Origin of the sequence: Burkholderia sp. GbtcB21 (assembly GCF_019091065.1) — a bacterium.
GTDB classification, from domain to species: Bacteria; Pseudomonadota; Gammaproteobacteria; order Burkholderiales; family Burkholderiaceae; genus Burkholderia; species Burkholderia pyrrocinia_C.
Genome location: NZ_JAGXKA010000001.1, coordinates 939,906 through 946,157, shown reverse-complemented (window position 1 = coordinate 946,157; position 6,252 = coordinate 939,906). Strand labels below are relative to the sequence as shown.

Below are 6,252 nucleotides of genomic sequence, written 5' to 3'. Positions count from 1 at the left end.
CTGGCGGAGCCTCCGTAGTAGTCCGAGGTCGGGAAAGCCGGCCACATGGCGAAGGGAGGCAGTTGAAGTGGTTTGCTGGGTTGATTAACTGACCGCAATGAGGTGAAGACCTTTGATAATCAGTGAAATGCAGAGCAAACTGGCGACATGGTCGACGGAGAACAAAGAGCGCAAGTTCGATCGACTCCTGAGACTGATTGCCGATAGAGATTGGCTGAGTGAAGCGGCTCGCATTACGCTGGCATCCAGCGGAGCCCGCACACCGGGCGTGGACGGGATCGACAAGCGCATGATGGAAGCGAATCTCCGACATGAACTGGCGACGATACGTGAAGAACTGTTGGCGGGCTCGTATAGTCCGCTGCCTGCACGACGCGTGTACATACCGAAAGCGAACGGCAAGCTCAGGCCGCTCGGCATTCCGAGCCTACGGGATCGGATCGTGCAACGGGCCATGCTGATGGCGATGGAGCCGATATGGGAGAGCGATTTCCACCCGGTTTCATATGGCTTCAGACCTGCCCGTAGCGTACATCACGCGATTCGCACGGTGAAGCTTCAGTTGCAGGACGGTGGGGAACAAAGTGTCGCTGGACGCTGGGTCATCGAGGGCGACCTCGCCAGCTACTTCGACACCGTTCATCATCGCTTGCTTCTGAAGGGAATCCGCAAGCGGATCGCCGACCAGCGCCTCCTTGCCCTGCTCTGGAAGTTCATCAAGGCAGGATGCGTTGATCGTGATCTGTTTCGTGCCGCGAGTGAAGGCGTTCCTCAGGGCGGCGTCATCTCGCCGCTGCTGTCCAACATCATGCTGCACGAATTCGATGCGTGGATGGAAAGGAACTACCTGAGCAAGAAGGTGCGGAAGGATCGGTGGGCGTGGAACTTCGCGATTCTCAAGCAGCGTCCGATTACTGTTCGAGAAAACCGGCAGTGGAAACCAGCTATTGCCTACTGTCGGTATGCAGATGACTTTGTGATCGTGGTCAAGGGAACTCGCGAACATGCCGAGGCAGTGCGCGAAGCATGCCGAGAGTTCCTCGAAGGCGAACTGAAGCTCACGCTGAATATGGAGAAGACCCATATTACACACGTGAACGACGGTTTCGTATTCCTCGGTCACCGCATCATCCGCAAGCGTGGATCACGTGGCCGCATGCGGCCGGTAACGACCATTCCGTGGGAGAAGTATCGAGGCTTTGCCGGGAGGCTCGTCAAGCAACTGTCGGGCAACTACGGCATGAACCGGATGGACCTGATGGCAAGCCTGAACCGGCAGATCGCCGGCTGGGCCGCCTTCTACCAATACACCGACTTCACGGCCACCATGTTCAGAAAGCTGGATCGCACGGTCTTCTGGAAATTCGGCTACTGGCTCGCGCGCAGGTATCGGCGAGGGTTCAGGTCGCTGATGCGCGACTACGTCCGGGCGCCGGAGCCGGGACAGGCTGCAACATGGGTGCTGCAGGGCCAAAACAGTCGAGGTTGGTATGGGCCGGTGGCGCTTCGGCGTCTTGTTACCAGTCGGAAGGGCCAGTTCAGGTGGCGTAGCCCGTCGGAAAATCCGTACATCATGCGCGATGAGACACGCAGCACCATCGAATCGCGCTATGCCGATGTCGCCTTTGCTATGAGCAACGCTTGAACGGAGAGCCGGATGCGCTGAGAGGTGCAAGTCCGGTTCGGGGAGGAGAGGCCGGGAGATAGCTCGACTACGCCCGGTCTCTTACTCCACTCTCGACATGGCAAGGCTGGCTGTACGTGGCATTCGTGATCGACGTGTTTGCCCGCCGTATTGTTGGCTGGCGCGTCAGCTCGTCGATGTCCACGGACTTCGTTCTGGATGCACTTGAACAAGCGCTGTACGCCCGCCAACTGGGTGAGGACGGGACTTTGATTCATCATTCCGACAGAGGGTCTCAATACGTCAGCATCCGCTACAGCGAACGGCTGGCTGAGGCCGGCATCGAGCCGTCGGTCGGCAGCCGGGGCGACAGCTACGACAATGCGCTGGCCGAGACGATCAACGGCCTGTACAAGACGGAACTGATTCATCGGCGCGCCCCTTGGAAAACGAGGGAATCCGTCGAACTGGCAACGCTGGAATGGGTCGCCTGGTACAACCGTCATCGGCTGATGGAACCGCTCGGCTATATCCCGCCTGCTGAAGCTGAGGCAAACTACTACAGGCAACTCAGAAATGCCGCTGACGTGTCCGCATTAACTTAAACCAACCAGCCTCCACGATTCCCGGTGCGGTTCACAAGTGTGTTGCATCGACGGGTTGACTCCGCAGTCGATCGCTGCCAAAGGACGAATTCCCCACATCGTGTGCTGGTGCGTGCTGAACCGACCTGTCGCCATTGCAAAAAAATGGGTTGCGCTTGACTTCGCCGCTTCAAAAAATCGACCGCCCCGTATACGTCGTCAACCACTCCAGCGCCAACGTCCCCTCGCTCCATGGATATAACCCGATGTTGGGCCGGATCAGAATATCGAGCGACTGGTGTACGTTGTCAGTTGCTCAAGCGCATGTGCTCAGAAATATAACACTGATGTGATTCCTTCGGCACAGACCGGACGGGCGAACGCCACGCCGCCTTTGACGTCTGAGATCAGCCAAATGTGGCCTGCCGCTGATGTCCGCTTTCCGCGTAGGCGAAACTTTAACAGTCGATGGTCTTAATGACGATCTTCCCGGCGACGCGATGAGCTAGTAAATCCTCCGGGGCTTCAGCAGTCTAGCAGGGCGGGTAGCTCACATCATCTTGTATTGTTGAGGAGTTTCTCGTGTGACGCGCAGCTCGCCTCGTCGTCCGTTGAGTGCGTAATGGACTTCACACTCGACGAGATAAGCAGAGAAAAAAACTGTAAACGCATCGTGCAATTCACGAGCCCACGGAAGCCTGTTTGCATCGGGAGCGAAGAAACGTCGGATTGCCTCCGGATTTTCTCGCAGATGAAAAGTTTTGTTTCGGAGCTCCCGAAGAGGATTGCGGTGTCGCTTAATCATTTTTCCTACGGCATTGCTCTTTGGAATCAATTCCTCAAATGACGTTGGGCGACTATTCCGTAGGAGAAGATGCATTCCGATATCTTCGAAACCTTCGCATGTCACAGCAAGAAAGCCTAACCAGGAAGACATATAGATTCGCAGATCAACGACCTTTCGATGACTCAAGGAATTGTTCTTCTTCCATTTCTGGTACAGATTGTCGTAGTTCTCGCGCATCAACTCAGCAGCCTGAAAATAGTGGCTATGAAGTACCAGCACGATGTCCAGATTGCGAGGAGGGAGATTGTCGCCAGGTAACCGGCTGTCGATGTCAACAGCCAGTGTACGAGTGCGGTTCGCGACGTAGAAGAGAGAATCCTCTGAGCGAACCACATGCCCTTCAGAAACTGCCGTCTCGAAGCATCTCTCGAGAGCATCCTGGCTCTCGAAACCGTATGTCGACAACTTATCGCTAGCAAAGCGAGACAGACGCCACAGGTCAAATCCGTTGATCTCTCCAAGATTTCCGAAATCAAAATCGATCTCTCCAGTAGGGAGATAGACTCTGCACCCGGTGCCATGCTTCACGTACATAATATCGTCATCAAGTAGGCCCTTTGGTGGGATGTCGCTTTGAATCCACTGCAGGTTTGAATGCGGCATCCGGATACCGGACCGCTGCATGAGTACGAGGGCCTCATGGACTTTCGCCTGGTAATCACGAATCAGGTCAGCTAGCTGTTTGTTCACGGAGCTATCAGTCTATGTTGTTGTCATCGGCGAAATGGCTTTTCGGGCCTGAAGCAGCTACGGCTCAAGGCAACTGTGGTCAATGCCGATCATAGGAATCCAGCGCTGGGACCGTCGGATTTATACCTGAAGTAGCTTTAGGCACTGCGCATCAGGTGCATTGCCCAGCGGTATCGGCGGGGTAGGTATCAGCGCGATGCGTGAATCAACGAGGGTCGATAGTGGCGGTCTAGATTTGTTGGCTGGGGCACATAACGAAGTTTCCAAGCTCAAGCAGGACCTCCTGATATAGGCCCATTGCTTCCCCTGAATTATATTCATAGTTTCGCTTACGGCCTACCTTGATTCGGTGTTGGAACTGAAGCCCGAAGAAGATGCCGTTTCACTTCATGGAGATGTGATTATAGCCATCTTTGGTAAATGGTCAGGCCATGGGCAGCGAGAGCCGATGATTGGTTAAAGGTGAGAGTCCGATACGGCCATTCCACTCCAATACCTGTGGTTCGACCCGTGGCGACGTGACTGGTAGCAATGGGGCAATCACGGCCAAAGGACGAATTCCCCGTTCAGTGTGCCGCTGCGTGCCGAATTGACCTATCACCATTGCAACGAACGAGTTGCGCTCGACTCCGCCACCTTCAAAAAATCGACCTTCCCGTATAAGTCGTCAACCACTCCAGCGCCAACGTCCCCGCCAGCGAGTTCCCATTAGCATCGAGCCCCGGCGCCCACACGCACACGGCCATCTCCCCAGGCAGCACCGCCACGATCCCGCCGCCGACGCCGCTTTTCGCGGGCAGCCCGACGCGATACACGAAATCGCCGGCCGCATCGTAGGTGCCGCAGGTCAGCATCAGCGCCGACAGCCGCTTCGCGGAACTCGAATCGACGATCCGCTCGCCGGTCACCGGCGCGACGCCGCCGTTCGCGAGGAACAGCGCGGCGCGCGCCAGCTCGACGCAGTTCATCGTGATCGCGCACTGGCGGCAATACGCGTCGATCACCGTGTCGGGCGGCATCTGCATGTTGCCGAAGCTCGCCATGAAGTGCGCCATCGCGCGGTTGCGCTCCGCGTGCTGCAGCTCGGACAGCGCGACGCGCGAATCGTAGTCGATATCGGTCGCGCCGATCAGCCGCCGCACGAATTCGACGAGCGCCGTCTCGGCCTTCACGAAGCGGCGGCACAGCACGTCGGTGACAACCAGCGCGCCGGCATTGATGAACGGATTGCGCGGCTTGCCGCGCTCGCTTTCGAGCTGCACCAGCGAATTGAACGCGGTGCCGGACGGCTCGCGGCCGACCCGCTCCCACAGCGCATCGCCCAGCAACTGGAACGCGAGCGTGCAGGCGAACAGCTTCGAAATGCTCTGGATCGAGAAGCGCTCGTGCGCGTCGCCGACCGTGTAAACGTTTCCGTCGAGCGTCACGACGGCCATCCCGAACTTGTCGGCGGGGATTTTCGCGAGTTCGGGAATATAGTCGGCAACCCGCCCCTGGCCGATCCAGGGGGCGAGTTCGGTGTGGATGCGATCGAGGATGGTCTGGTAATTCATCACGTCAGGCAGGGTAGATGCGTGGCCCGGATTCCGGCGAGCCCGTATGGAACCGTCCCGGCGCCGATTCGTCAAGCGTGGCCGGCATCGCGCCCTTATTTTCAAGACCGGCAAACGGGCAAGCGGCGGGCGCAGTATCATGCGGTACGTTTCGGCCGATGGCCGGCGTCCGGCATCGGCCGGCGCCGCCGCGGCTACCCCGATGACCCGACCGCTGCCCATGTCTTTTCGCATCCTGCTCGTCGAAGACGACACCCGCCTGTCCACGCTGATCGCCGGCTACCTGCGCAAGAACGACTATGAAGTCGACACTGTGCTGCATGGTGACGCCGCGGTGCCGGCGATCCTGTCCATTCGTCCCGATCTCGTGATTCTCGATGTGAACCTGCCGGGCAAGGACGGCTTCGAGATCTGCCGCGAGACGCGCAAGCAGTACGACGGCGTGATCATCATGGTGACGGCGCGCGACGAGCCGTTCGACGAGCTGCTCGGCCTGGAATTCGGCGCGGACGACTACGTGCACAAGCCGGTCGAGCCGCGCATCCTGCTCGCGCGGATCAAGGCGCAGCTTCGCCGCGCGCCCGCGCGTACGGTCGAGAGCGCCGCGTCGCAGCCCGAACGCTATGCATTCGGCAAGTTCTCGATCGACCGCACCGACCGCAGTGTCGTGCTGCCCGACGGCAGCACGCCCGATCTGACGTCGGCCGAATTCGACCTGCTGTGGGCGCTCGTGTGCCATGCGGGCGAGGTCGTCAGCCGCGACGACCTGATGCTGCAGTTGCGCGGCGTCGAATTCGACGGCCTCGACCGCACGATCGACGGGCGCATCTCGAAGCTGCGCCGCAAGCTGCGCGACGACGCGAGCAACCCGCAGCGGATCAAGACGATCCGCAGCAAGGGTTACCAATTCAGCAAGCACGCGTGGGAATGACGCCGCCGTCAGGCGACGCCGTC

General features: G+C 58.7%; 4 protein-coding genes and 1 pseudogene. 3 read left to right on the top strand and 2 right to left on the bottom strand.

Going from position 1 to position 6,252, the window contains the following annotated elements; all coding sequences use genetic code 11:
* Window positions 1–112: 112 nt before the first annotated feature.
* The gene (ltrA, locus tag KVT39_RS04245) at window positions 113–1,645 is read left to right on the top strand and encodes a group II intron reverse transcriptase/maturase (RefSeq protein ID WP_368858904.1); all 1,533 of its coding nucleotides are present in this window, start codon (window positions 113–115) and stop codon (window positions 1,643–1,645) included.
* A gap of 89 nt (window positions 1,646–1,734) precedes the next feature.
* Window positions 1,735–2,229, top strand: a pseudogene (locus tag KVT39_RS04240) (IS3 family transposase); the annotation flags it as partial.
* A 529-nt stretch (window positions 2,230–2,758) separates the two neighbouring features.
* Here the strand turns inward: KVT39_RS04240 and KVT39_RS04235 are convergent.
* Entirely contained in the window at window positions 2,759–3,745 is a 987-nt protein-coding gene (locus KVT39_RS04235) for a hypothetical protein (RefSeq protein WP_217587925.1), read from the bottom strand.
* A gap of 638 nt (window positions 3,746–4,383) precedes the next feature.
* Entirely contained in the window at window positions 4,384–5,298 is a 915-nt protein-coding gene (locus KVT39_RS04230) for a glutaminase (RefSeq protein WP_034180602.1), read from the bottom strand.
* Between the two features lie 220 nt (window positions 5,299–5,518).
* Here KVT39_RS04230 and KVT39_RS04225 point away from each other — a divergent pair, with 220 nt between their 5' ends.
* Window positions 5,519–6,229 (top strand): response regulator, encoded by a 711-nt coding sequence (locus KVT39_RS04225; RefSeq protein WP_217587922.1) that lies wholly within the window; start codon window positions 5,519–5,521, stop codon window positions 6,227–6,229.
* Window positions 6,230–6,252 lie beyond the last annotated feature (23 nt).

Excerpts from the sequence above, each read along its gene's own strand:
- KVT39_RS04230 (WP_034180602.1), bottom strand. The coding sequence starts at position 5,298 with ATGAATTACCAGACCATCCTCGATCGCATCCACACCGAACTCGCCCCC.
- KVT39_RS04225 (WP_217587922.1), top strand. The coding sequence starts at position 5,519 with ATGTCTTTTCGCATCCTGCTCGTCGAAGACGACACCCGCCTGTCCACG.